We start from the raw sequence: 22879 nt of genomic DNA, 5'->3' as shown, positions 1-22879 counted from the left end.
TCCCCCCTCATTTATCCTTACAATTAATGAACAAACTGTCTCTCCTTTTAAAAATGTAAAGGGAGCAACCCACACTTGAAGCCCCTTTTCTGTCCAGGTCGACAGCAACAAAACCATTTTCCATCAATGTGTTTATCCAATCTCGGCTGATGAATCGCCAATCGGCCGCTAATTGCCCGTCTCTCAGTTTTATAGATTGAAAGTTTTGCGGAATGGGGAGAAAATACTCATCTACATTGGGGTCCAGATGGAATGTTCCGTTCGTTTCCTTAGGAATCGGGTAACCGCTTTTGGACAATTCAGGCTGAAACAACCATCCTTTTCCACCGATGCTTTCGGTAGATGATGATTCCGTTTCCGACAAATCCATGTCGTCAACATAAGGACTATCAATCCACCACTCCACTAAAAAACGATCAGAGGGAAGACCATTATTTAATGAATCATCAAGTTCACCATAATAGTTTTCAATATAGGAGGCTCCAAGCCCCTTGAGTTTATGGAGATTTAAATAAGCGTTGACACTTTCAAGGGGATCGAACGTCCAAGTAATCAGATCGAATCCCATAGATAAGGCTAACGACCGTTGCTTCTCTTTCAACTGTCTTCCGAGACCACCTTTTTGGTAGTTCGGGAGAATTCCAAGCATATGGGAACAGAGATAAACCTTTCCGTCCTTCCATCCAGGAAATCCATAAGAAAATCCCACGAGTTCTTCTCCATCAAATGCCCCAAGGAGAAGGCCACCATTCTTCGATACCGTCAACGTTTGATGATATGGAAGAGGGTCCATATTCCAAATTAATCTTTCCAGTGTTTGAATCCTCTTCATCTCTTCTACTGAAGTGAGTTGACTAATTTCAATCAACGTGTTGCCTCCCTCTCTTACCTTTTCCTTCTTTTAATGTTTCAAGAACCGTCTCTGACAAAATATGTACCCCATTTAACAAGGCATCTTTGTTAAAAGTCATGTTCGGATGGTGGAGACCTGGTGCCAGTCCACATCCTAACCCAAGCATTGTTGCCTTTAAGTGTGGACGTTTAATCGTGTAGAAATGAAAATCATCTCCCCCAGTAGATACAAGGGGCGGTTGGAGGGCATCAATGCCCAGTACATTTAGGATTCCTTTCTCCATAAAAGCTTGAGCTTCTGGATGTACTTCCGCCGCCGCAACATTTGCTCCAGTTTCCATTTCAATATCAACCCCAAACAATTTTTCAAGGGAAGAGGCGATTTCGAATACTTTGGATACTAGTTTCTCCATTCCCTCATTGGACTGGGATCGCATATCAATACTGAATGTGGCGGAACCTGGAATGATATTGGCACTTTCTCCCCCTGCGTGAAAAGACGTCATCTTTACCGAATATGGAAGCATTGGATTAAGGTGAATATTGTTTAATAGAGAGACAAAGGTAGCACCCACTTCGATGGCATTGGCCCCGAGATGTGGGCGCGCACCGTGGGCATCATCACTTCGAATCCTCCCTTTTACGAAGCAGGCTGCACCATGGAGAATTGCCGGTGCAGCAAAACCGTCCCCCAACTCCAGTTCCGGACGTAAATGAACACCGTACAAATAATCCACATCATCCACAACACCATCTTCCACCATCTTTAAAGCACCAGTCCCCTTTTCTTCTGCCGGCTGAAAAAGAAAACGAACGGTGCCAGGTGGGAGGGAGGAGAACTTTTGAAGTATGAGAAGCACACCGCATACCATTGCCATATGGGCATCATGACCACAGGAATGATTTGCTTGAAACTGACCATTCACTTCTTGCCATAAAGCATCCATGTCTGCGCGGACAGCAACGACAGGAGACCCTTCCCCCATTTCTGCAACGATACCTGTGTGATTTAAAGTTCGGACTCTCCCACCATTTTTCTGTAAAAACTGAGTGAGATAGTCACTCGTCTGGAACTCTTTCCAACTTACTTCCGGATGTTGATGAAGATGCTCAAAGATCTCCATGATCTCCGGTTTTATGGTATGTATCCTTTCTTTTATCATAAGCCATTTCCTTCCTGTACATGAATTTCTCATTGTCACTATATTCTAAAAACAAAAACTTTTATTCATCTTACCAATTTAAACACTTCCTATCAATATGTTTAATGTGGAGAATAGCCCAGTAATTATAGGACCGTAATCACATCATGTTCCCCATGCAACCGAATATATCCAGTTGCAGGAAACGCCCAATATGGAGTATTGTAGAAGAGTATTTATCTCGTTGCCAAAGTGCTGGAGAGGAACAAATGATGAAAACAAATTACTTATATTACCTAGGTCTTATTGCTGTTTCCATTATCTGGGGTGCCAACTTTGGCATATCCCGTTGGGGAATGGACTTTTTTTCAGCTGAAATTTTTGTATTTTTCCGATTCGGTTTAGCAATACCTGTGTTATTCCTTCTCTTATACAAACTCGAAGGGAATATCATGGTGGAAAAGAAAGACTTCTTGAAACTTGCCGTCATCGGTATATTCGGTGTTACGATCTTAGAAATCGCCGTGATGTATTCCATTAAATTCACCACATTAGCTAACGCATCTCTTCTAAACGTGGCCCCGTGGCCAATTTTTGCGGCACTCTTTGCACCACTATTTACAAAAGAACTCCTCACAAGAAAAGTAGTAGCAGGAGGAGCAATCGCCTTAGTCGGAGTAACATTAATCATCCTCGGAGGCGGAGAAGGCATCGACCTGTCTTCTCAATATATGCTTGGAAATATGCTCGCCCTTTCCATCAGCCTGATTGGGGCGCTCTTTAACCTGGCATGTATGCCAATGATGAAGAAATACTCCCCCCTGAAAGTGACCACATGGTACATCCTGTTCGGAACCATCCTTTTGTTCCCATTCACCTTTGGAGGATGGAGTGACGTGAATTGGTCCAACCTCACCATGCCAGTGTATGGGGCCATTGTCTATAACGTGATTCTCTGTACAATTGTGGCGTTTGTCCTATGGAACCTAGCCATGAGTAAGGTGGGAGCAACAAAATCCAACTTCTTCCGTTACGTCGTCCCTGCCGCTGCCGCAGTGACAGGAGCCTTATTCTTTGGAGAACCAATTATGCTCGCCCAAATCCTAGGTGCTGCAATTATAATGTCCGGCCTCATGATCATCGGATCCGAGCGAAAAGCTGCCAGACCAAATACAGACAAAGACCAGGATCCAGACCCTTTGGGAAAAAGCAAGATAGCTACTTGAACCATGTAAATTTAATAACTATCAGTAGATACCAAGAAGGACCTGCCGCTATTAGGCAGGTCCTTCAAAAACGTTTCTTCTCTCATCCGCTGGGAAGAGACATTAATAAATCGTCCCTGTGGAAGTAATCCTCGGTTCCACATGTACCGTAATTTCAGCCCGGCTGAAAATGTCATTCCAGTACTCCTTACTCCATTCACCTCTGTCTTTCATTCGGAAGTAGTCGCCAAGGGCTAAGGGGTCAATCCCCAGTTCCTGAAATTGTTGGATGGAATCCGATAGTTTTGCTTCTATTTCTTTACTCAGTTTATCCTCTAGAATATGACGTTCCCCTTCCACATCTAAATTATAGTCTCCTGTATAGTCCACCACCGACCCGGCAATATAAAGATAAACATGAATTTCCGGATTAACAGGGTCTCCATTCGTTTTAACATCTCTTTTGGAACGGATAAAATTTAATACAAGGACCGCTTCTTCTCCACTTCCCCTCCCATCCTCTTGAATTTCATAGGAGATATCAGATGTTTTACGGTTTCGTTTTATACTCTCAATGATTTTTGCCTCTTCCCTTTCGATGGTTGATACCATCTTGGACCCTTTAAAAAGGGCAACTTTTGTTATTTGAATCGAATCCCCTGTTTTTTCAATGTAAGGGGCAAGAGCATCGGAAACCTGGCTTGTCACATGTCTGATAAAGTGATGGATTGTCGTAAAAGGACTGAAAGCAGTGATGGTGGTTGGCTTTAGCAGTTGATTTAAATATCTGTTTATATTAGGTTTGTCTTTATACTCCCCAGATAATAATTCTTCTGTAGAACCTTTTACAACAGCAATGAAAGAGTTTGTCCCCACCCTAGGATCACGATATAAGTTTTCAAGAACTTCCCAGACACCCACTTCTTTCGCAAATTCCTCACTGAAAAGTATTACCCGAAGTTGAGCGGTAGACAATAACTTTTCCGATTTGGTGGATGCCTCCATGATTGCACGATGTGGTGACTTCACTGTTGTTGTATATTTCTGTACTTTTGTTTCCGCGTCCATTTCAGGCTGAGGTAAGGTAACGGTCACGTTCATATAACCATCTTCCGCCACGTCGAAACCCATAACCCCGACCATTCCGTAATTTTCAATGGAAGGTTGTTCGAAATCCTGTACATTGCAGCCGGATACTGACAACAAAAAGAGAAGTGAAATAAAAAGGGCTGTAAGATTCTTCATGATGCAGATGCTTCCTTTCCATCGTTACCTTTTTTTCGTTTTTTCCAATGGTTGATGATCAATAGGAATAACGGTAGTAATATAACAGCATATCCCCAGTAAATGACCCATTTTTCATAAAGGAAGGTCTGATAGATAAGTGGTATTGGTCCCAACACAAGAAGAACGGAAATACCATTGACGATAAATAGATGTCTTGTTCGGTTTTTATGCTTACTGAACAGGGCATCCAATCCCTTTTTTGCCACCCACAAATACAAAGATGCTTTAGATAGTACTAGAAAAGCGTAGAGGCTGATCCCCATCGTTTCAATCCGCTCCACATTAGAAAGTTCCACAGCCTGAAACAAATTTAAGAGGGGGTATAGGAGATGTTCAATTTGCCAAATGGAAAAATAAACGATACTTGCAATACAAATTAAAATCATTATACCAATCCCTGACCAGATCCCGATTGCTGCATGTTTAAAGGCTTTCTTTTGGTCGATGATGTATGGATAAAAGAATACAATTAATACAAAACCAAGCATGATCTGTGACCCTTCAAAAAGTCCGTTCAGCCAATCGATCATATGATACTCATGAAGTCTCGGGTATAAATGATGTACATTAGCATCAGAAAACGCCCAGTTACTGTAATACCCCATCCATACTGTTAAGAAAAACGACAATATACAAAACCTGGCTATGGATTTAATTCCTCCATTTACAATGGAAATCATCACTAAAAAAAGAGTTAAAGCGGGGAAAGTAATGGTGAAGTCCGGCAAAGTTACAGACTGAACGATGCGTACATAGGACTTCCCAATATTACTAACCTGAACAATGGCATAAGACAAGATAAAAACATGAAGGAGTTTGCTAACATACTTGCCCACGACTTTTTCCATGATGACATAAAATGTATCATTAGGGAATTGCTTTGATAATTGAAGGATCACTTTAAGCAAAAGGGAGGATAGGACTCCATAGATGAGAAGAACCATCCACATATTATAGCCCACATGTCTTAAATAATATGGTAAAGAAAACAAAGCAATCCCTGACAAACTACAATGGACAAGAAAGATGACATGGTATTTATTTAACTTTTTGAATTTACCGGTATCCATGGTAAGACTACTCCTCATCTAAAGGTCTTGTTAATTGCTTTTTAGCACGGGACATGCCGGAGCGAGTCACTATAAAATTAATTGGTGCCCTGAAGACACTGTTGAATAAATCGGTCCATTGTCTTGGGATAAACGGTGTCATATAAGGAGAGCCGAGAGACGTTAAATTGGATAAATGATTCATTAACCAGGCGAAAAAAATAATTTGTCCGTACATCCCAAGCAATCCCCCTGCAATGATAAAACCGTATCTCACTAACCGGATCGCATTGCTCATTAAATAGTTTGGGGGGAGAAACGATAAAAGGGCAGAAACGGCAACAAGGACAATTAATACATTACTGGAGAGCCCCGCTTCTACTGCGGCAGTCCCAATAACGATACCCCCAACGATACCGATTGTTTGCCCGATTTTCGTAGGCATCCGTGCACCCGCCTCCCGTAAAATTTCAATAACCATCTCAATGATCAATACTTCCAGAACAGGAGGAAAGGGTACTTGAGTCCTGGATTCCGATAACATGAGGAGGAGTGTTGGTGGCAGCATCTCAGGGTGATAGGTTAAGACAGACACATAAGTGGATGTGAGTAAAATAGATACGAGAAAGCCCCCTAACCGTATTACGCGTAGCAGGGAGGCGGTCGTCCAGCGGTTATAAAAATCTTCTGTTGTCGTAAACATCTCGAAGAACGTTGCAGGTAAAATGGCGGCTTCCGGACTTCCATCCACCATCACGATGACCCGCCCATCTAAAAGGGCTTCTGTCGTATAATCAGTTCGGACACTAATCCCATGCTGCGGAAAAGGAGAAAAGGGCTTATCCTCGAGCATCTGTTTAAAGATAGGCATTCCCACAAAACCCTGATATTCAATATTCTTCACCCGATGTAACACTCTTTGGACATTTTCTTCGTTTGCAATGTGGTCCATGTACAGGACAGCAACGGTATCATTTGTTTCTGTTCCCATTTGAAATATCTTCGTTTTGAGATTGGCAGATCGGATTCTCCGCTTGATTAAGGAAAGACTCGTATTAATGGCCTCTGTTAAGGAATCCTGTGGTCCGAGCACGGTTGTTTCACTTTCCGGTGCGGTAATGGATCTTTCATTCACACTATAGGTGTTTACTTTTAAAACAAATTCCCTTTCCAGAAAGTAAAGGACTGTGTAACCGCTCATAATATCGTTTATTAAAACTTGAAGATCTTGTAAATCTGCAATACTACTATTTTTTAAAACATGTTCTGGTGGCAGTTTCCCTTCCATTTGATTGAGGGGAGTAAAGATAAGGTCTTGAAGGGTGCCAGTTTGGACCAGTGCTGATATATAAATAAGTACTACTTTTTCACCATTGATGGTAAGTTCTTTTTGCTGAGCATCATCAATATCTTTAAGCTTTGTTTTTATGCTTTCCAAGGTGACATTTTCTTTATTTGGAACTTCCTTCGTAGGGTTTTGCTGCGGTGTCGTTGTCGTATTTAAAATTCGATTGCGGAACCATTTCCAAAGCAGTTCTGTCACCTCCAGCTTTCCTAATGTTGTATGTATTTCCAAATTGTAATCTTAGGCGCTTGCGCTTTTCTTTGTCTAGCTCCAGCGCCTACGGGCTCGGATCACTTCAGGCCTTTTCGGAAGCCAAAAAGCGGCTTCTGTCAAAGTCCTTCCAGTGACTTTCGCCCGTGACCAAGGCGCTTGCGCTTTTCTTTGTCTAGCTCCAGCGCCTACTCGCTACGGGGCAATTCGGAAGTGACAACCGAAGTCAAAGAGCGGACTTCTAGTTGTCATTCCTCCATTGCCCTACGCTCGTGTTCATAGGCGCTTGCGCTTTTCTTATCATGTGGAGTTTTGGCTAATTTATGCAACTTAGAAATAATGAGGTAAAATATAAGCAAAACTGGAAACTGAAAAAATATTGGGGGATTAAAATGGAAGGGCAGATTTTAGTAGTATATGGAACAATGGGTTCTCGTTCAGAGGTGCTCATTAATGCACTTGCAATGTTAGATACACGATTTTCCAAAGTAACTTTACATCGTGGAAGTGATGTTGGAAGTTTGAAAGACCAGAGACCAACGGACTTTTTCGATATATCAAAGGAAGAATTTGAAACGATGGTGACGGATGAAGCATTTCTTCATTTTTTCCGGGAAGAAGAATACTCTTATGGAATAACTAAACATGTGGTTGAACAAAAAAAATTGGAAGGGACCATACCTGTGATTTTTTCCAGAACCATCAAAGAGCTGGAAGAGTTAAGGGAAAAGTCTCTTGGGGAGAAGATAATTACTCTTCTAGTTTGGGAACCAATGGAGACAATAGAGAAACGTCTGTTAAAAAGTTATAAAGGAAATCCAGACAAGATAATGAGCACAATGGGCCAGGTGAAAGAATCGTTAGTTTCTTTAGCTGACATTGAGATCGAAAAGAGCTTTGATTTAGTAATGGAACATTCCAGATCACCAGTGGATGCAGGACTAGAATTATTATACGCCGTGAATGATGAGGATAGTATTCAACAGGAAAAACAAAAGTTGAAAATGTACCTAGGGCAATTACATTCTTAATGAGAAATAACTTAGTACTCACATCGCATCCATTAAAGAAAAATAAATCTTAAATGGATAGAAAAAGTGGAGCACCTCAAGGTAATTTCCTACCAAGAAAGCTCCACTACATTCCACATGCAAAATCTACTTATCAAAGTGAATGGTTGTTTCTAATTCTTTAATAAAATTAGGTGTTTCCAATTCCCTTGTCACAACATATAAGTCATCCATATCTGGAAATTCTGAAAAAGAAATCTTATAGTGATTCATCTTGTCATCCACCCGTTTAGGCGGCATGTATTCAGAGAAATATTGCGTTCCTTTTTTATCTTCCAGCCAAAAAGTCACGGATTGGTCATAAGCATTTTTTCCTTCAGCGTGTAATGTGACAGTTAGCAGTTGATCTACTTCCTCCACTTCTAAAATGTTCAAGTGACCTATATCCCCTTGATGAAGTACAATTTCTGACCCATCCCACTTTTGTTTAATAGTATCTAAACCTTGATCTTTCCATTCCACATAATAAGGCTTGATCGTTAATGATTTAGGAATTCCAGTAAGTGGTTCGTAATTGTTGAGAATGGTTTCAACGATCATACCGTCTGTCTCTTTTCCATAACCATTGCCACTGAATGGTTGAAGTACTCTTCCCTGGTCATCCACGACTTGGTAATCTAAGAATCTGTCTTGCTCCTCCTCGTGAAAAAGGGAGCTATCTCTCACTAAACGAAAGGAAATTTCTGTGGTGGTAGGGAAGAATGTGACGCTGTCATAATGAATGGTATAATCGTCCCCAACTTTAGTCTCACGGACAAGAAAACTCTTATTTTCCCCTTGGAGTTGAATGGGAATATCCACTTTCCAGTCACTACTCCCGTCATATGGTGCAATTCCAAGAACAAATTCATCAGGAACACTGTCGCCAAATCGTAGACTGATCGTTCCGGCGAAGGCCCCGTTTTCTATTTCCTTACCCTGGCCTCCCCAGCCGTAGTTTCCTTTTGTTCTTCCATTAATCGTAAAATCCACATTATCAAAAAGGTGAATATCATATGGTACAGGTTCGCCTGTTTGTGACTCAATCACGTAACCTATATGAATTTCAGAACCATCGTAGAGGCTTTCGGTAAAAGTGACAAGATAGCCGTCGATTTCAACCTGTTGACCAATTCCCATGGTTAAACCTTCTTGATTTCCCTTTTGAATACCGATATTTCCAACGGTTTCAAATACAGTCCCCACAATGGGAAGTGATTTTAATGACTCTGCCAATGCAGGTGATAAGTATGAACCGCTCACAAGAATGGTAATAAAGAAAATGACTGCAGCAACTATGGAGTATAACTTAGATACCTTTCTCTTTGAGGGAAGAGTTTTCAACGTCTGTTCCATTCGTCCCTTTACAATTGAAGAAGGCGTTTTATTCACTTGCTCTTTTAGTTCCCGTTCCCATTTTTCCATTGTGATATTCCCTCCTGTGTCATGACTTCTTTTAATTTTTCCCTTGCTCTCCGTAGTCTTGTCTTAATCGTGTTCTCGGGGGAATCGTAAATAATCGCAAGATCGTGTATGGAAATGTCTTCAATATAAAACATCTTGAGTAAATGTTGTTGTTCATCTGGAAGGATATGAAGTAATTCGTCCAGTTCGATTTTGTCAAAACCTGTCTCAACGGTGCCTGGTTCGATCCATTCTGCAATTGACACCAATTTTTTCTTGTGACGAAGTATTTGGTAACATTCATTCATCACTATTCGTATTAGCCATGTTTTGAAATACGCAGGCTCCCGTAATGTACGAAGTTTCTCAAATGACTTAATGATGGATTCCTGAATGGCATCTGCACAATCTTCTTCCCTAGAAAGGATGGTACGGGCCACCCGGTACATGATGACTTGATGGGCATTAATAAGTCGTTCAAATGCAGGTGTGCTGCCTTTCTTTGCCTTTTTCACCTCTTTTATCATATCCAATGGAATTGCTCCTTTCCGGTCGACCTGTTCTTTAGATACAGGAGTGATGAGGGAGGTTTCATCTTTTGAAAAAAAATTATATATTTTTAGATTATAGATGGGATTTATGCAAGAGGTGTATGGTAGCCAGTGATAAATTCAATATATCATAACAATAAGGATTGGATATTTAATTCTTATAGCAGGGTTTTAAAAGATACCATTAATAGCTCGGTCTTGTAAAAGTGGAAACAGACGGAGAAATGGTGGTATCCTTTTCTTTGTAAATCAAAACAAATACTCTATGAGACGTGGAAAAGGAGTCAGTTATGAGGATTAATAATATTTTAATGGTCAGTCCCATGTACAAAGAATTAAATTGGTTACTTGAAAAGCGTAAAGACAATCTAATAAATAAGAGATTCCGTTTTCTGCCAGAAGGAAATGTCCAGGAGGAAGATTATGGATGGGCAGACGCTTTCGTTTCCTTTAAGAGACCAAATAATTTCCAGTTTTGTAATATCCGTTGGGTTCACTCGTTAGGTGCAGGAGTGGATAAGATTTTGAAGGGGGATAACTGGAAGGAAGATGTATTGCTCACGAGGACGATTTGTTCCTTTGGGCAAAAAATCAGTGAATATTGCTTAAGCTATATATTGCGTGATCTGCAGCAGCATAACAGTTATAACACTGCCCAAAACAAAAAGGAATGGACATCCTTTGCTCCAGTACCATTAAAGGAAAAAACAGTACTCGTGTACGGGACAGGTGTGATTGGACAAGAAGTGGCAAGAACTCTATCTTTCTTTGGAGTAAGAGTGTACGGTATTTCGTTGAGCGGGAAACAAAAAGATTTTTTTGAGTATGTACACCCTTCATTAGATGAGGGGAAAGAACTGGATAAAGTTAAGTTTCCAGACTATGTTATAAATACAATGCCGAATACGAAACAAACGGTGGGAATGTTTAATAAGGCTAGGTTTTCCAAGCTAGAAGACGCAGTTTTTATTAATGTGGGCCGTGGCGAATCAGTAGATCACGGGGCACTGTTGGAAGCATTAGGAAAGGGAATACGGCTTGCAGTTCTGGATGTCTTCCCGGAAGAACCCCTTCCAAAAGATAATCCCCTTTGGAACCATCCTAACGTAATAATTACACCACATATTTCCGCCATTACCACTCCTGAGGAGGGAATAGATTGCTTTTTAAAAACTTTACATAATATTGAGACAGGGAAGGCATTACAGAATCAGGTGGATTTAATAAAAGGGTTTTAAAAAACTGGGTTTTATACGGGGAATATTGTTTTTGGAAGGGGAGATAAAAGGATGTATTATACAATTGCAGAAACAGCTGAGTATTTGGAAGTGTCAGTGTCATATGTGGAAAAAATGATCCAATCTGGCAAGATCCGGGCAGTTCATGACGGGGATCAAAACCTCATTAATAAAGAGCAGTTTAATACGCACATGGATCAGGTGGAGAAATATAAAGAGCTTGTGGAAGAGATTTTAAATGAACCGCTCCCGGAAGATGTGGATGTGAAGGATGAAGATTGATCGACTACTTTGGAGGAGATTTTAGGTGTGAGATTTGTCACAGTTTCTCAAGCGCCTTTCCAATTATTATTTAACTAACGTTTGATGAATTGGGAAAGGGTGTTTAAGGTGAATATGTGTCATGAACGAAAAAAAGAGGTTTTGGGGATAATGTGGAAAACGGTCTCCGAATCTTGTAATCTTATATGTGATTACTGTTACTATCGTAATTGTAAGGGAAATGTAAGTGACATTGATGTGATAGATGATGCTCTTTTAGAAAAATTTATAAAGGAATATATGGAATTGACTGATGGAGTAGCAAGTTTTGTATGGCAAGGTGGAGAACCATTACTTGCGGGTATTGATTTTTTTGAAAGGGTAGTACAGTTGCAGGGAAAATATGCACCTCCTCATACCATCATCAGTAATTCGGTTCAAACGAATGGTACGTTAATTGACCAAAACTGGGCCAGTTTTTTCAAAAAGTATCACTTTCTTGTGGGAGTTAGTCTGGATGGCCCGAAGGAGATCAATGATCAGCGTAGGAAAACAGGATCTGGTTCAGGGAGTTTTCATTTGATTATGAACGGTATTCAACATCTGAAGAATGCGGGAGTGCCATTTAATATTCTAACAGTTATTCATCAAGGAAATGTTAATAAAGTAGCAGAAGTATTAAAGTTTTTTAAAGAACACCAATATCACTACTTACAGTTTATCCCTTGTATGAAATTTAAGGCACAGACTATAGAGGAACCAGGTAAGTACGAGATTACCCCGAAAGAATACGGGGATTTTTTATGCGAGGTATTTGATCATTGGTATAACAATGGAAAGCCACAGTTTTCAGAACGCTTTTTTGATAGTATGCTTGCATCTTATGTTGTTGGAGAAGGGGAGATATGCACCCACCGGAAGACATGTCCTGAGACACTCCTATTAGAGAGTAATGGAGAGGCTTATCCATGTGATTTTTATATCCATTCTGATTTTTTTCTTGGGAATGTAAGGGAGGATTCTTTAACTTCTATTCTTCATAAAAAGAAGGAGCACCCGTTTCAAAAGCTGAAATCTAATTTACCATCTTCATGTCAGACATGTGAGTTTCTCCACTTATGTTTTGGGGGATGCCCAAGGAACCGTGATTGGAGAAGATCTTCACAAGATTCAGAGCCAGATTATTTTTGTGAGAGTTATAAACAAGTATACCGCTATACTCAAACACATTTGAAGAATTTAAGCGAGATTTTAGCGCTTAAGAATGGAGTAGATTAACAGTGAGCAAAGGGGGAAGAGTATGTTAAAAAATTTTTTCAGAGATTCATCCGTAACGAACAATTTTCGAAAAGATATTTATCGATATATTCATGCTTCTGAACCTGTATCAAAGGTGGATTTATTAGCGCATTTTGACGCAACACAAACAACAATGACTAGACTGATTGACGACTTGGAGAATAGGAAATTGATTAGAAGATGTGGTTATGGAAAGTCTATTGGAGGAAGACCCCCAGTACTCTATGAAATTAATCGTAAGAGTGGCTATGTTTTTGGAGTGGAAATTGCCCGTACTCATGTGAAGATAGTTCTCTTAGATGCTTCCCTGCAAATGGTGGAAGAAAGGGGATTTCCCTTAACCCCCGAAGATAGTCCCAATATCACTGTTTCAAAATTAATCCTCCACATTCATAAAATAATGAAATTACATAATGTTTCTGACAACTTGATGATTGGTATTGGAATAGGTTCAGTTGGTCCAATTGACAGGAGAGAAGGGGTTATTGTAAACCCGGAATCGTTTCCTGCAAAAGGCTGGAAAGATGTTCCCATTGTAAAGATGTTAAATGCTGAATTTAGTGTTCCTGTGACAATAAACAATGGCGCCAATACAGCAGCCTTAGCGGAATATCAATTAAGGAAAACCGATGAAAGTCTATTTTATTGCATTAGTGGGTATGGTATTCGAGGGAGTTATGTGAATCGTGGTTTCTCTATCAATCAACGGGAAGGAAATGCCAGTTCCTATGGACATATTATTATTGATGCGAAGGGAAGAAGTTGTGATTGTGGACGGAAAGGATGTTTAGCAGCTTACACGTCCTATAATGCCATTTTTAAAATGATTAGAGAAGGGGAACAGGAAGCAGGGGAGGTAAGTCGTCATATAGCAAACGTAGATAGGTTACTGGAAAAGTTGAAAACGGGTGACCCTCTCGTGGAAAAAATTGTTCTGAGGTCTGCAAATTATTACGGCATAGGTCTGGCAAATATGATTAACACACTTCATCCTGATGTGGTTATTTTACACGGTGTACTTATTCACCAGTGGGAAAAATATTTTCAGGAAGTAGTTCGTTCTGTAACAGAAAATTTATTTGGCAGCAGTAACCGTCCCGAAATCATAAAGGGGGCATTAAAAGGGGAAGCACCTGCGATTGGAGCGGCTATTGAAATCTTTTTAAGTGAATTAAAGAGCTCATAAATAAGATAAACATTTGCTTACTACCGAATGCCACTTTTTTGTCTCATTTTTATATAGCACACTTTTATCCATTTTGGTTAAAAGTGTGCTATTATTATAGGTGGAAGCTCATTGTTCGGAAAGAAGGGTTAATATGAAGACAGATTGGAAACTCCTTTCTAAAATATTCCTGTCATTCTTAAAAATTGGACCTGTGACATTTGGAGGTGGATATGCGATGATTCCACTGATTGAAAGGGAAGTGGTGATAAAACGTAAGTGGTTAAAGATGGATGATGTTTCAGATGTATTTGCAATGGCTGAGTCGGTCCCTGGAGCTATCGCTATTAATTCCGCTACATTTATTGGACATCGGATTGCCGGAACAAAAGGAGCAGTATGTGCCATGTTAGGCACTCTTTTTCCAACTTTTCTAGTTGTCATGGGGATCAGTACCTTGTTTTTTATACTCCAAGGTAACCACTATTTAGAGTCGGCTTTCTTAGGAATTCGACCTGCAATTGTAGCTTTGATTGTTTACGCAGGTGTTAAGATTTCAAAGACAGCGATTTTTGATAAAACGACATTAGGTTTAACAATAGCAATGCTGAGTATATTATTATTTACTCCGTTGCATCCCATCCTCATTATATTGAGTGGGATTATTTTAGGAATTGGGATCATAAAGCTTAAGGAAAAACTTGGCTTAGTTATTCAATTAGAAAGTGGACATTCAAACGAGGCAATCATGACTAAAGAAGGTGAGAGTTAATGTTGTTGCAGCTATTTTTCGTTTTTGTGATGATTGGTGCCGTTTCCTTCGGAGGGGGTTATGCAATGATCCCTGTGATTGAAGCGGAAGTAACAGGTCGTGGATGGATGACAACAACGGAGTTCACAGATGTCATTGCTGTGGCAGGAATGTCCCCAGGACCAATTGCTACCAATAGTGCAACTGTGGTAGGCTACCATGTTGCAGGTGTACCAGGGGCCATTGTCTCTGCTTTGGCAATGACACTTCCATCATTAGTCATTATATTAATTATTGCTTCTATCTTTGTAAAAATAAATCAAAACAAATTGATAAAATCTGCCTTTTATGGGTTGAGACCGATCGTCACAAGCTTGATAATTTATGCGGCAATAAAGTTTGCCATTTCCAATGGAATTATTGGACTGGATTTTTCCTTTGAAATGTTAAAATATGGTGGAATCTTCTTGTTATCGTTAGTTGCTTTATTATACTGGAAGCTTCATCCTGCATTAGTTATTGTCCTATCTGGCATTATAGGGATAATTGTCTTTTAAGCCAGTTCCAGTAATTTATTTTTTGACATAAATAAATAATTTACCCTTGTCCGATCAAACACTCCTGTAAAGCGACCGGTGGATAAAAAATGAATCGGAATTTGAGAACAACATTTTAATAACCGATAATACGTATTTGAAATCGGTTTTATCTCAAATCCGAGACGTTCAACTAGTTTATTCAGCATGGTTACCCCACATATTCCTTTAATTCGCTGGTTTAACTGATGATTTTTGATGAATTGAGCCAATCCTGGAAGGGCATTCTTCACCATTTGATAAAGGAGTAACGTTTTACGTGTTGGTGAAACTACTTTTTCTAAATATTTGATAAGTCGAATATTGTGTAGGTGTATTTTAATTAAATAATCGCCTTTTTTAATGAGTTCTCCGTTAGAAAGAGTATGTTCCGGACCACGATATCGTATTAATTGAACTCGTAAAACAGGAAATTTATCCTTTGTTTCTATCGTCGTGAAATTTCTTAGTTTATGGTAAACTGGGTCTGCGATTTCCCATGCTCCTAAAATATAATTTCTCATAATAGTTCTGCTCCCCTCTAGGATTATTTTTTGCTGTTAGAGAGGAGATTATTCCTTGGCAGGAGAGGGAAACAATGGATGAAATAAAATGTGAAAACAATGGGATGAAAATAAGAAGGACTAAATAACAACCTCTTCATCTTATTAGGGTCATCTTACGTTAGGATTTTTTCCTATCTGCTACATCCTTTTGGTATATATCATCAAAAAGTTTTGCTAACGTGAAATCCAGCTGGGTCAGTCCGTTTGCTTTCCATGAAGAGAGTTTTACACGGACCAATTTATAGTCAATGGAAATGAATGGATGATGGTTAGCTTTTTCTGACTCACTGGCAATTTTCTGCACAAATTCAATTCCCTTTAAATAATCTTTGAAGCGATATTTCTTTTCAATCCACTTTTCCTCCACAAGTGACCAGTCTTCCTTTTCTGATAGAAACTGTTGAACCTCTTGTTCCGTTGCTTTTTGCATCGTTATCCCCCTCATTTCATTTAAATTACTCTCATCGTACTATAAATTTATAGTCCACTCTATAATAATCTTGTGAAGGCTGGCAGACAGTTCAGTTCAGCAAAGAGGACGTATCTGCGGGACCTAGCGAATGCCCGAAGGTGTCAAAACTTATACTTGCTTATCTTTAAAAAAAAGAGGGAGCCACCAAAAGTAATACTTTTGAGACTCCCTTCCGAGGCGATTTATTTATTTGTACTGTGCTTTTTATTTGGCAATTTTTGGCTCGCTTGTCTATGTCCTTGACGGGCTTTGTTTCGCTCATCTTTTTCCTGTTTTTCATGAAGCTTTTGCACGTAGTCATGTGTGTTATCCAATTGAACTCCTCCTTTGGGACTAGTCAAACTTACTTTATCCGGAAGAGCATTAAATGATACTAGTTAATCGTGCACGGTTTGTTTTTCCTATTCCAACTCATCTAGGGAGTGAAGGAGAGGAAAAGGAAGGATTTCACACTAATGGCTCCTTGCGATGTTGAAAGGGAGGAATACTACAGATTTCACGACTGCTCCCCCTCCTTTGAAAAGATAAACATTGGATTATTGCCTCGAGAATCGGACGGAATATTATACTTTCGTATAATATGAATTCTCTTATTTCTTTCCTATAATTTTAATTATATGATATTTTTTTTGATTTCTAAAAACGCATTATTAAACTCTCTACATTTCATTCAATATAGTCAATTCATTTAGTGTTCTCTTCTCGTCCGGTTCTATTTGATCCAGGAACAGTGTTAAATTTCCATACTAAATGTAGGGTTAATGGGAGGTGTTCTTTCGTAAAACTGCTTCATTAATCGGACTTTGTATCGGAAAAATTATTTGAAAGAGGTGTTTGTTTGTAATGTCGGTCGTCCAGTTAATCACAAAAACGATGCCATTTTTTATTTCACGGATTATTGTCTACGCACTATTCGGTTTAATATCATTAGTTTTTCTAGGAATTGTGATTGGGTTAGGTATACTACTGGCCAGATGGTTTGAATTTGCTTCAGGATTCTTTATTATCATGATTATTGCAACATTTTTCTCCGTATTGGCCATATTAAGATTTATCGAAAGGTATTTCCTTTATATGGTGAAAGTGGGTCATATCGCAGTTGTTACCGAACTATTGCGAAAGGGAAGTGTGCCAGATGGTAAAGGTCAAATCGCTTACGGTAAGGATCAAGTAGTAGCTAACTTCGGTTCTGCGAACATAGCGTTTGTAGTGGATAAAATTATTTATGCTGCTGTCAAGCAGATTCAACGATGGATGATGCGGATCGGGAACTTTTTCAGCTTTATTCCAGGTGCCAAAAATGTTATTGGTATTATAAGTAAAGTTATGGAAGTCAGCTTAAGATATGTGGATGAGGCCATTTTAAGTTATATCATGCTTAAGAAGAGTGAAGCGAAAGATGCTGAAGTTGCGGCAACTCAAGAGGGTGAAGCACCAGCAGAGGGACAACAGGAAGAAGTTAATGTATGGAAAGCTGCCTGTGACGGAGTTGTTTTGTATGCTCAAAGCTGGAAGCAAATCATCATGACTGCAGGGGGAATTGTTGTCTTTGTATACTTATTAAACTTTATTGTCTTCCTTGCATCTGTATTCCCGTTAATGGGTATTGCAAGATTAATGGCTCCGAATCCCGGTGTGGAAGCGGTGTTTGGATATTTCGCGATAGTTGGTGCGTATATCCTCACTTCGATGACTAAAAGGGCACTTGTGGATCCAATTGCCATGATTGCGATGGTCCGTACGTACCAGTTAAACATTAAAGACCTCACACCAAGCATGGATTTACACGATAAACTTTTAGGTGTGTCCAGTAAGTTTAAACAACTATTTAACAAGAGTAAGACAGAAACATCTAAAGCTGTTGCTACTAATTCAGAACCGAGTGCATAATCAACTGGTTATTAATAATAAAGCTCCCAACGATCAATGTTGGGAGCTTTTCTTTGGAATAAATGAAGGTATTTCATCTCCTGACTGAAGTCACGACGCTTAAATAAAAATAATAGATAGTAATTTATATATGTTAAAATATATAATGAGTTTAAAAGGGATGTAATTAAACAGATGATAGTCTCCGAGATAAGAAAGATAGAATCGGATATGATGGAGATGTGTTTGTATCGTCTGTTTTGAAAGGGGTTACAAAGGTGAAGAAGCTATTACTAATATATACGCTGCTAATAGGATCTTTCATGTTATATGTTTATAATGTCCATTTCAAAGAGACTCCCCCTAACCCATGGGAAACTGGAGGATTACAGGGGGAAATTACAGAAACATATGTGATGGTAACATTTCAGGCAGGAATGGATTTCTGGAAAAATACATTAAAAGGATTTGAAGACGCTGCTCAATTACTAAATGTTTCCATTGAATATCGTGGAGCAACACAATACGATGTGAATGAACAGATTACAGTGTTAGAACAAGTGATTGCCAAAAATCCCGCAGGTATTGCAATAACTGCGATTAATCCAACTGACTTAACGGACACAATTAATAAAGCGGTAGATGCGGGAATTCCCGTTGTATTGTTTGATGCAGGTGCCGAAGGAAGTAAGGCATCAGCGCTAATCAGTACAGATAACTACAAAGCCGGTGCTAAGGCAGCACATAAAATGGCTGAACTTCTCCAAGAAAAAGGGGAAGTGGCCGTCGTAACTAATCCTAATCAATTGAATCATCAGGAACGGACTGCTGGATTTATCGATACCATATCTACTGACTATCAATCGATGAAATTAGTTACAGTAGAGGACGGTATGGGCGATCGTTTAGCTGCAAGAGAAGCCACAAATGTCATCCTTAATAACCATCCAGAACTTGAAGGGATTTTTGTAACGGAAGCAAATGGCGGAATAGGAGTAGGGGAAGCACTTCGTTTAAGCCAGAGAATTGGTGACCTCAAAGTCATAAGTTTTGATACAGATAAAGGAACGTTGGATATGATTGAAGAAGGGTTAATTGATGCAACGATAGCACAAGGTGCTTGGAATATGGGATATTGGTCGTTGAATTTTCTTTTTCATCTGCAGCATGATCTCACACAGCAACAGGTGAATGATATACCAGGAATCGCTCCATTACCCACTTTTGTGGATACGGGTGTGACCATTGTGACAAAGGAAAATGTCCAATATTATTACGCCCATTAGCCTTTAAGGGAAGAAGTGGAGGCAAACAACTTGAAAAAATGGTTTGAGATAAATAATCTGCCAATCCGATATAAACTGATCATCCACTTTTTGCTAGTAAGTATATTACCGGCGTTGGCCTTGGCAATTATGATTGGTTGGGCAGTGGATAAAATAATAGAAGAACAAGTAAACGAAAATACGATACAATTAATAGATAAAGTAAATAGTTCGTTAGAGTATTATATTGAAAACGTACAGAATTTATCTTATTTTATATCATTTGATTCCCATATTTCTGATTTTTTGAGTGGGGAATTATTGCTGGAGGAGATGGAACCGGATGAAGAGTATGAAGTATCTCAATTTCTTCTCCGAATGACCACCATCTATCCAGAAGTAGCTGGTATTATGGTCATTAACAAGGATGGGGATTATATCAGTAATGAACTATACTCTAGAACATCCCAAAAACTGACTAATGAAATATGGTATCGGGAAGCGGTGGAAAACCAGGGGATAGCCAAAATAATCGGAAATCCGGTGGGAAGGAATATCGCATCCCACGTTAATTATCAGGAAGAGGAAATCATATCTGTTGCCCGGTCAATTATAGATCCAATTTCACAGGAGGAAAAAGGGGTTATTTTAATTGATTTAAAGGTAAGGGTCATTGGGGAAACGGTAAAAGATGTGAGGTTGGGAAAAACAGGATATTTAATGGTCGTCGATGATCATGGAAATAGGATATACTCCCCCAATCAAAATATGCTTAATGAGATTCCCGTAGAGGAGATCAGTACGAACAATTCAGGCACATTTTCCAAAAAGATAAACGGGGAGCAAATCCAGTTTATATACCGCAAATCGCCATTTACGAATTGGACAACCGTAGGGGTTTTCTCTGCGGAACAATCTATTGCCGCTGTGCAGCAAATCCAGTTTTATGTCATCTCGTTTCTGTTTTTTGTTTGTTTAATCGGGATTACCGCTTCTTATTATTTGTCCTATTCCATGTCTCGTCCGATCAGCAGATTAGTAGGTGAAATGCAAAGGGCAGAATCCGGTGATTTTTCAAGTAATTATAAAGATACAAGAATGGACGAAGTTGGAAGACTTGGACGGAGTTTTAACAGTATGGTTTCAAAGATTAATAACCTCCTTATGCTAACGGAAAAGCAAGAAAGACAAAAACGGGAAGCGGAATTACACAGTCTGCAGGCACATATTAAGCCACACTTTTTATACAACACATTAGATACGATTCAATGGATGGCACGGAAAAAAGGGGCATCTGATGTGGCAGACCTGGTGGGGTCGTTATCTAGGTTATTTCGTATTGGACTTAGTAAGGGAGATACGATTATCCCATTAAGGGAGGAAATCCAACACATCGAGAGCTATTTAAAAATCCAGACGACTAGATATCAAGAAAAGTTGAATTATTCCATCGATGTTTCACCAGAAGTGGAGGATTTTTCTATTTTAAAAATTGTATTACAGCCAATTGTGGAAAATGCAATTTATCATGGAATAAAAGAGCGAAGGGGACCAGGGCATATATCAATTGTTGCTAAAAAACATCGGAATAATCTTGTCATTCAAATTCAAGATGATGGGAAAGGAATGACAAACGAGAAACTAGAAGAATTGAAGGACAGTCTCGCATCTTTTTTTACAAAGGACGACGATGTGCAATCCATGGGAGCGACTAAAGGTTATGGTATTGTAAACGTTCATGCCAGATTAAAACTAACCTTTGGCGAGGATTATGGGGTGAAGATGGAAAGTGAGTTAGACAAAGGGACTCTTGTCACCATTTATCACCCACTCTTAAAGGGAAATATTATTGTGGATAAGGAAAAGGAGAGGTGACCGGTTTTGCGACGAAGAAAAGTACTTATTGCGGATGATGAAATGATTATACGTGAGGGCATACGGGATTCGGTAGACTGGGACTCCCTTCATCTGGAAGTTGTGGGAGAAGGATCTGATGGGGAGGAAGCCCTAGAACTGGCAGTAGAGCATAAAGTGGATATTTTGCTTGTGGATCTTAATATGCCCATTATGAATGGTATGACACTCATTAAGCATATTCGTAAAGAATTACCGAAATGCCGGGTGGTTATCATCACTGGCCATGATGAATTTGCATATGCGCAACAGGCAATTCGTCTCCATGTGGATGACTATATTACGAAACCGATTATTCCTGATCAATTAAAAGAAACGTTAATTAAAGTTTGTGAGAAACTTCATAGAGAAGAGGAGGCGAAGTCCCAGCTAACCTTTTCTTCGAAACAGGTGAAAAAAAATGTTACTGTATTACGTGAAAAGTTATGTGTGGACTGGATCTCTGGGAGGATTTCCGAATTGGAGATCCTTGAGCAGCTTGAATTTTTAGAGTTGCCAGTATCTGTCCCAGACTATATTAGTGTGATACGCTGGCCAGAGATGGATGCAAAGCAACCGTTGTTAACCGAAAATGATCGTAAACTCACACTGTTCGCCATAGAGAACATTATTTCAGAATGGTTCGAAGATAATCAAAAGGTTATTTTGCGGGATGAGAATGGGTTAATCATTGTCATTGTATGGGGGAAAGTGGCGGATAACCGATTCAATGATTTGGCAAAGGCGTTTCAGACTTACTTAAAAATAACTGTTTATCAACATATTGAATGGCTGTCTGAAAAAGATAATCTCTCTGCCATAGGCATTAAGTATAAAGTTTGTAAAGAGCATGTCTACGAAAGGGCTGAAATATCTCAATTAGTTCATCGTGCGGAAGCCTATATGTATGAAAACTATCAAAATTCTGATTTGAACCTGGAAGTGTTAGCTGAGACGTTACATGTTTCTCCCGTTTATTTAAGCCGTTTAATGAAACAAGATCTTGGTATTTCTTTTGTGGCAATGCTTACGAATATACGAATAAACAAAGCCATTCAATTGTTAAATACAACAAATTTTACAATTAACGAAATATCCGAAATGGTGGGGTATGATACGCAACACTACTTTAGTACTTCATTTAAAAAGGTAGTGGGAGTTTCCCCAAAACAGTACCGGAACGGGAAGGCATTTTCCAGTAAATAAATCCAATTAGGCTAGCCAATTATTGACTAGCCTTTCTTATGCAAAAAAACCAATAACTTGGAAATTTATCCCCTTATAATAGAGGGCACTGAAAAAGTGGTTTTAAACTTTTTCAGTGCCTTTATAAAAGGAAAGTATAAGTTTTTGCACCTTCGGGCAAGTTGTCTAGCTCCAGCGCCTACTCGCATGGGAACTGAAAAAGTGGTGCTTTTCCACTTTTACAGT

Annotated in this window: 22 protein-coding genes; 12 read left to right on the top strand and 10 right to left on the bottom strand. The window is 39.3% G+C overall.

Annotated features, from left to right (window positions below; genetic code table 11):
• Positions 1–7: 7 nt before the first annotated feature.
• A complete protein-coding gene (locus KS419_RS12690; protein ID WP_217066776.1) occupies positions 8–868 on the bottom strand; it encodes a GNAT family N-acetyltransferase in 861 nt (286 codons plus the stop codon).
• A complete protein-coding gene (locus KS419_RS12685; RefSeq protein WP_380086589.1) occupies positions 861–2012 on the bottom strand; it encodes a M20 peptidase aminoacylase family protein in 1152 nt (383 codons plus the stop codon). The genes KS419_RS12690 and KS419_RS12685 overlap by 8 nt, the downstream gene beginning before the upstream one ends.
• A 251-nt stretch (positions 2013–2263) precedes the next feature.
• Between KS419_RS12685 and KS419_RS12680 the strand changes: the two genes are divergently transcribed.
• Positions 2264–3220 carry a DMT family transporter gene (locus tag KS419_RS12680; RefSeq protein WP_246593957.1) on the top strand — a complete coding sequence of 319 codons (957 nt, stop codon included), beginning with the start codon at positions 2264–2266 and terminating at the stop codon, positions 3218–3220.
• A 102-nt stretch (positions 3221–3322) separates the two neighbouring features.
• Here the strand turns inward: KS419_RS12680 and KS419_RS12675 are convergent, their stop codons facing one another.
• The 3 genes from KS419_RS12675 to KS419_RS12665 are packed head-to-tail and all read right to left on the bottom strand — an operon-like array spanning position 3323 to position 7078.
• A complete protein-coding gene (locus tag KS419_RS12675; RefSeq protein ID WP_217066774.1) occupies positions 3323–4444 on the bottom strand; it encodes a Ger(x)C family spore germination protein in 1122 nt (373 codons plus the stop codon).
• The gene (locus KS419_RS12670) at positions 4441–5556 is read right to left on the bottom strand and encodes a GerAB/ArcD/ProY family transporter (RefSeq protein WP_217066773.1); all 1116 of its coding nucleotides are present in this window, start codon (positions 5554–5556) and stop codon (positions 4441–4443) included. Before KS419_RS12670 ends, KS419_RS12675 begins: the two co-directional genes overlap by 4 nt.
• A 7-nt stretch (positions 5557–5563) precedes the next feature.
• The gene (locus KS419_RS12665) at positions 5564–7078 is read right to left on the bottom strand and encodes a spore germination protein (protein ID WP_343215061.1); all 1515 of its coding nucleotides are present in this window, start codon (positions 7076–7078) and stop codon (positions 5564–5566) included.
• A gap of 404 nt (positions 7079–7482) precedes the next feature.
• Here KS419_RS12665 and KS419_RS12660 point away from each other — a divergent pair, with 404 nt between their 5' ends.
• On the top strand, positions 7483–8121 hold the full coding sequence (locus KS419_RS12660; RefSeq protein ID WP_217066772.1) for a hypothetical protein: 639 nt from the start codon (positions 7483–7485) through the stop codon (positions 8119–8121).
• A 126-nt stretch (positions 8122–8247) separates the two neighbouring features.
• On the opposite strand, the gene KS419_RS12655 is transcribed toward KS419_RS12660, so the two are convergent.
• Complete coding sequence (locus KS419_RS12655; protein ID WP_217066771.1) at positions 8248–9564, bottom strand: DUF4179 domain-containing protein; 1317 nt, start codon at positions 9562–9564, stop codon at positions 8248–8250.
• Positions 9540–10070, bottom strand: coding sequence for a sigma-70 family RNA polymerase sigma factor (locus KS419_RS12650; RefSeq protein WP_246593968.1), 531 nt, complete (start codon positions 10068–10070; stop codon positions 9540–9542). The genes KS419_RS12655 and KS419_RS12650 overlap by 25 nt, the downstream gene beginning before the upstream one ends.
• A gap of 314 nt (positions 10071–10384) precedes the next feature.
• Between KS419_RS12650 and KS419_RS12645 the strand changes: the two genes are divergently transcribed.
• From KS419_RS12645 to KS419_RS12620, 6 genes are all read left to right on the top strand, one after another.
• Complete coding sequence (locus tag KS419_RS12645) at positions 10385–11332, top strand: D-2-hydroxyacid dehydrogenase (protein ID WP_217066769.1); 948 nt, start codon at positions 10385–10387, stop codon at positions 11330–11332.
• Between the two features lie 51 nt (positions 11333–11383).
• Positions 11384–11614 carry an excisionase family DNA-binding protein gene (locus tag KS419_RS12640; RefSeq protein ID WP_217066768.1) on the top strand — a complete coding sequence of 77 codons (231 nt, stop codon included), beginning with the start codon at positions 11384–11386 and terminating at the stop codon, positions 11612–11614.
• A 150-nt stretch (positions 11615–11764) separates the two neighbouring features.
• Positions 11765–12871, top strand: coding sequence for an anaerobic sulfatase maturase (locus KS419_RS12635; protein ID WP_217066767.1), 1107 nt, complete (start codon positions 11765–11767; stop codon positions 12869–12871).
• A gap of 22 nt (positions 12872–12893) precedes the next feature.
• A complete protein-coding gene (locus tag KS419_RS12630) occupies positions 12894–14078 on the top strand; it encodes an ROK family transcriptional regulator (RefSeq protein ID WP_217066766.1) in 1185 nt (394 codons plus the stop codon).
• Between the two features lie 133 nt (positions 14079–14211).
• Positions 14212–14829, top strand: coding sequence for a chromate transporter (locus tag KS419_RS12625; RefSeq protein WP_217066765.1), 618 nt, complete (start codon positions 14212–14214; stop codon positions 14827–14829).
• A complete protein-coding gene (locus KS419_RS12620) occupies positions 14829–15365 on the top strand; it encodes a chromate transporter (RefSeq protein WP_217066764.1) in 537 nt (178 codons plus the stop codon). Before KS419_RS12625 ends, KS419_RS12620 begins: the two co-directional genes overlap by 1 nt.
• Here KS419_RS12620 and KS419_RS12615 read toward each other — a convergent pair.
• The 3 genes from KS419_RS12615 to KS419_RS12605 all read right to left on the bottom strand — a co-directional run bounded on the left by KS419_RS12615 (position 15362) and on the right by KS419_RS12605 (position 16735).
• On the bottom strand, positions 15362–15907 hold the full coding sequence (locus tag KS419_RS12615; RefSeq protein ID WP_217066763.1) for a YkoP family protein: 546 nt from the start codon (positions 15905–15907) through the stop codon (positions 15362–15364). The two genes, KS419_RS12620 and KS419_RS12615, sit on opposite strands and share 4 nt — an antisense overlap.
• Before the next feature lie 160 nt (positions 15908–16067).
• On the bottom strand, positions 16068–16379 hold the full coding sequence (locus KS419_RS12610; RefSeq protein WP_217066762.1) for a 4a-hydroxytetrahydrobiopterin dehydratase: 312 nt from the start codon (positions 16377–16379) through the stop codon (positions 16068–16070).
• A gap of 224 nt (positions 16380–16603) precedes the next feature.
• On the bottom strand, positions 16604–16735 hold the full coding sequence (locus KS419_RS12605) for a DUF4023 domain-containing protein (RefSeq protein ID WP_217066761.1): 132 nt from the start codon (positions 16733–16735) through the stop codon (positions 16604–16606).
• A 529-nt stretch (positions 16736–17264) separates the two neighbouring features.
• Between KS419_RS12605 and KS419_RS12600 the strand changes: the two genes are divergently transcribed.
• From KS419_RS12600 to KS419_RS12585, 4 genes are all read left to right on the top strand, one after another.
• Positions 17265–18311 carry a hypothetical protein gene (locus KS419_RS12600; protein ID WP_217066760.1) on the top strand — a complete coding sequence of 349 codons (1047 nt, stop codon included), beginning with the start codon at positions 17265–17267 and terminating at the stop codon, positions 18309–18311.
• Positions 18312–18568: 257 nt separating this feature from the next.
• Positions 18569–19576, top strand: coding sequence for a substrate-binding domain-containing protein (locus KS419_RS12595; protein ID WP_217066759.1), 1008 nt, complete (start codon positions 18569–18571; stop codon positions 19574–19576).
• A 30-nt stretch (positions 19577–19606) separates the two neighbouring features.
• Positions 19607–21430, top strand: coding sequence for a cache domain-containing sensor histidine kinase (locus tag KS419_RS12590; RefSeq protein ID WP_217066758.1), 1824 nt, complete (start codon positions 19607–19609; stop codon positions 21428–21430).
• Between the two features lie 6 nt (positions 21431–21436).
• A complete protein-coding gene (locus KS419_RS12585; protein WP_246593954.1) occupies positions 21437–22654 on the top strand; it encodes a response regulator transcription factor in 1218 nt (405 codons plus the stop codon).
• The last annotated feature ends 225 nt before the right edge of the window (positions 22655–22879 follow it).

This window comes from Evansella tamaricis (assembly GCF_019042215.1).
GTDB classification, from domain to species: domain Bacteria; phylum Bacillota; class Bacilli; order Bacillales; family Salisediminibacteriaceae; genus Evansella; species Evansella tamaricis.
Note: the sequence above shows the minus strand (reverse complement) of the source record. Positions and strands in the feature narration are given on the sequence as shown.

Excerpts from the sequence above, each read along its gene's own strand:
- KS419_RS12680 (WP_246593957.1), top strand. The coding sequence starts at position 2,264 with ATGATGAAAACAAATTACTTATATTACCTAGGTCTTATTGCTGTTTCC.
- KS419_RS12675 (WP_217066774.1), bottom strand. The coding sequence starts at position 4,444 with ATGAAGAATCTTACAGCCCTTTTTATTTCACTTCTCTTTTTGTTGTCA.
- KS419_RS12670 (WP_217066773.1), bottom strand. The coding sequence starts at position 5,556 with ATGGATACCGGTAAATTCAAAAAGTTAAATAAATACCATGTCATCTTT.
- KS419_RS12660 (WP_217066772.1), top strand. The coding sequence starts at position 7,483 with ATGGAAGGGCAGATTTTAGTAGTATATGGAACAATGGGTTCTCGTTCA.
- KS419_RS12655 (WP_217066771.1), bottom strand. The coding sequence starts at position 9,564 with ATGGAAAAATGGGAACGGGAACTAAAAGAGCAAGTGAATAAAACGCCT.
- KS419_RS12650 (WP_246593968.1), bottom strand. The coding sequence starts at position 10,070 with ATGATAAAAGAGGTGAAAAAGGCAAAGAAAGGCAGCACACCTGCATTT.
- KS419_RS12645 (WP_217066769.1), top strand. The coding sequence starts at position 10,385 with ATGAGGATTAATAATATTTTAATGGTCAGTCCCATGTACAAAGAATTA.
- KS419_RS12640 (WP_217066768.1), top strand. The coding sequence starts at position 11,384 with ATGTATTATACAATTGCAGAAACAGCTGAGTATTTGGAAGTGTCAGTG.
- KS419_RS12635 (WP_217066767.1), top strand. The coding sequence starts at position 11,765 with ATGTGGAAAACGGTCTCCGAATCTTGTAATCTTATATGTGATTACTGT.
- KS419_RS12630 (WP_217066766.1), top strand. The coding sequence starts at position 12,894 with ATGTTAAAAAATTTTTTCAGAGATTCATCCGTAACGAACAATTTTCGA.
- KS419_RS12625 (WP_217066765.1), top strand. The coding sequence starts at position 14,212 with ATGAAGACAGATTGGAAACTCCTTTCTAAAATATTCCTGTCATTCTTA.
- KS419_RS12620 (WP_217066764.1), top strand. The coding sequence starts at position 14,829 with ATGTTGTTGCAGCTATTTTTCGTTTTTGTGATGATTGGTGCCGTTTCC.
- KS419_RS12615 (WP_217066763.1), bottom strand. The coding sequence starts at position 15,907 with ATGAGAAATTATATTTTAGGAGCATGGGAAATCGCAGACCCAGTTTAC.
- KS419_RS12610 (WP_217066762.1), bottom strand. The coding sequence starts at position 16,379 with ATGCAAAAAGCAACGGAACAAGAGGTTCAACAGTTTCTATCAGAAAAG.
- KS419_RS12600 (WP_217066760.1), top strand. The coding sequence starts at position 17,265 with ATGTCGGTCGTCCAGTTAATCACAAAAACGATGCCATTTTTTATTTCA.